Source organism: Acinetobacter sp. ABJ_C5_2, from assembly GCF_044538485.1.
Taxonomy (GTDB): domain Bacteria; phylum Pseudomonadota; class Gammaproteobacteria; order Pseudomonadales; family Moraxellaceae; genus Acinetobacter; species Acinetobacter nosocomialis_A.
Map to the genome: position 1 here is coordinate 1 of NZ_JBIUCS010000071.1, position 1,787 is coordinate 1,787.

Sequence of the window (1,787 nt, forward strand, 5' to 3'; positions counted from 1 at the left end):
ATATATTATTTCACCATATTTTTCAGATAATAATTTTATTGGTTTTGTGGAATATACGGAAAATGTATTAAGAGGTGATTTTTATATCATAAAGAAATTTTATATTTTTAATAAAAAAGCAAAAGAAATTGCTGTTGTTAAACTAATGGATACAAGTATTTTGCCAAATAAAAAAGGTCAATATGATTATAATTTTCTTGATCAAAATCATATAAAGAAAATTACTGTGGATGATTCTTTAAATATTTATGCTATAAATTCTATATATGTTCAAAACAATCCTACTGTTTGGGGAGTGATGTCAAAAGAATTTAAATCAGGCTATAAAGTTAATGATGGTTTTAAATTTAGATTAACAAAAGATAATAAAATTAAATGTGAGAATTTAAAAGGTTCAACTTTAGAATGCAATGAAGGTTTTATGCAAATTCATCAAATAAAATAGAGCTTTAATATTTTACTTAATTCTTAAATGTGTAATTATATTTAATTTAGAGCCAAATTAACCGGTAAAAATCACTTTTATAGGCCCTTTTAGTAATAAAAGTGCCTATACTATCTTTATTTAGTCGTTAGAAAGCTTACATAAACAATACTCATATCATAACTTTAAAACCAATTTAATAGCTTTAAATTTTTGATTTTAATATTTTTAATTTTGTTGTTATCACTATTAATTAAGTAGGGCTTTTTGGCGCCCATCAAAATAGGTAAGTCATCATCAATATCATCACTGTATGTTGCAAACCAAGGTTGTTTGATATCAACCTTATTCAATCTTCTTACTTTTTCTTCAGACCTGCAATGTATCCCACTTATCCATCCTCCCAATTTGTTTTGTAGAGGAGTACCAATAATTCGTACATCTAGATTGATAGACTCGAGTAAAACATTCGCTAACTTTTCTGGTGCAGCCGTGGCAATAAACACAATTCTTCCATTGGCTAAATGATCTTTAACTTCGGCTATACCTTGCTTAAACCAATATACTGAACTGGAAGTAGTTTCATTGATATTCTTAGAGAAATTTTTAAAGCTGTATTCTAATTCTTCTTCATTCAAGCTATACGTTGCAATCCATAAATACAATGAAGCACCTTTAGATTTATATTTCTTAAATTTCATAAGAGGTAAAGCGATGGGCGTAACAATAAGTGCAGCGATAAATCTAAAAATATTAGATTTCAATTTATCTGTTAACCATGCCTTTGTAGAGTCACCCGATAGTAATGTCCCATCCAAGTCAAAAACAACAATTTCTTTCATATATTTCTCTAGATTTGGTAATTGTGGTAAGAATTAATTTTCAAAAAGAGTATTTTTAATAGTTGATTTATAAAACAATAAAATATTTTATTGTATTGTAATTTGGTTATAATAGTTTGACTTGATTATTTATAAGTTAATTAAATAAAAAAATTTTGTTTATTATTGCTGGCTCTTTCTGTTACCACATTTGCAAATGCAGATAAGTGGAATGGTACTTATCATTATTATAGTTCAGAAGAGTTGCCGGGTGGTAATGTTGCGACGATAGAATCGGTTTTAACGCTAACACCCAAAAAGTGTGAGTATTCTATTGCTGGCTTTCAGGTTGATAAATCTTATATATGTAAAGTGAAAGAGAAAAATAACGAACTATATTTCTTTAAAGTTCAAACTGGTGAAAAGTTAGGAAAAGTAGTCTTTAAGAAAGGAAAATATTATCTTTATTCCGATGAAGTTTTAGATATCAAAGATAATCTATTTTATAAGGATAAATAATTGATATAGGGTTCTTTATAACC

General features: G+C 27.1%; 2 protein-coding genes and 1 pseudogene. 2 read left to right on the forward strand and 1 reads right to left on the reverse strand.

Going from position 1 to position 1,787, the window contains the following annotated elements; genetic code table 11:
* Nucleotides 1-445 (forward strand): annotated as a pseudogene (locus ACH8JV_RS19310) (RND transporter); the annotation flags it as partial.
* A gap of 164 nt (nucleotides 446-609) precedes the next feature.
* Here the strand turns inward: ACH8JV_RS19310 and ACH8JV_RS19315 are convergent.
* On the reverse strand, nucleotides 610-1,266 hold the full coding sequence (locus ACH8JV_RS19315; protein ID WP_174742449.1) for a haloacid dehalogenase-like hydrolase: 657 nt from the start codon (nucleotides 1,264-1,266) through the stop codon (nucleotides 610-612).
* 144 nt (nucleotides 1,267-1,410) lie between these two features.
* Between ACH8JV_RS19315 and ACH8JV_RS19320 the strand changes: the two genes are divergently transcribed.
* Nucleotides 1,411-1,764, forward strand: a complete 354-nt coding sequence (locus ACH8JV_RS19320; protein ID WP_240061797.1) for a DUF5991 domain-containing protein — start codon at nucleotides 1,411-1,413, stop codon at nucleotides 1,762-1,764.
* Nucleotides 1,765-1,787 lie beyond the last annotated feature (23 nt).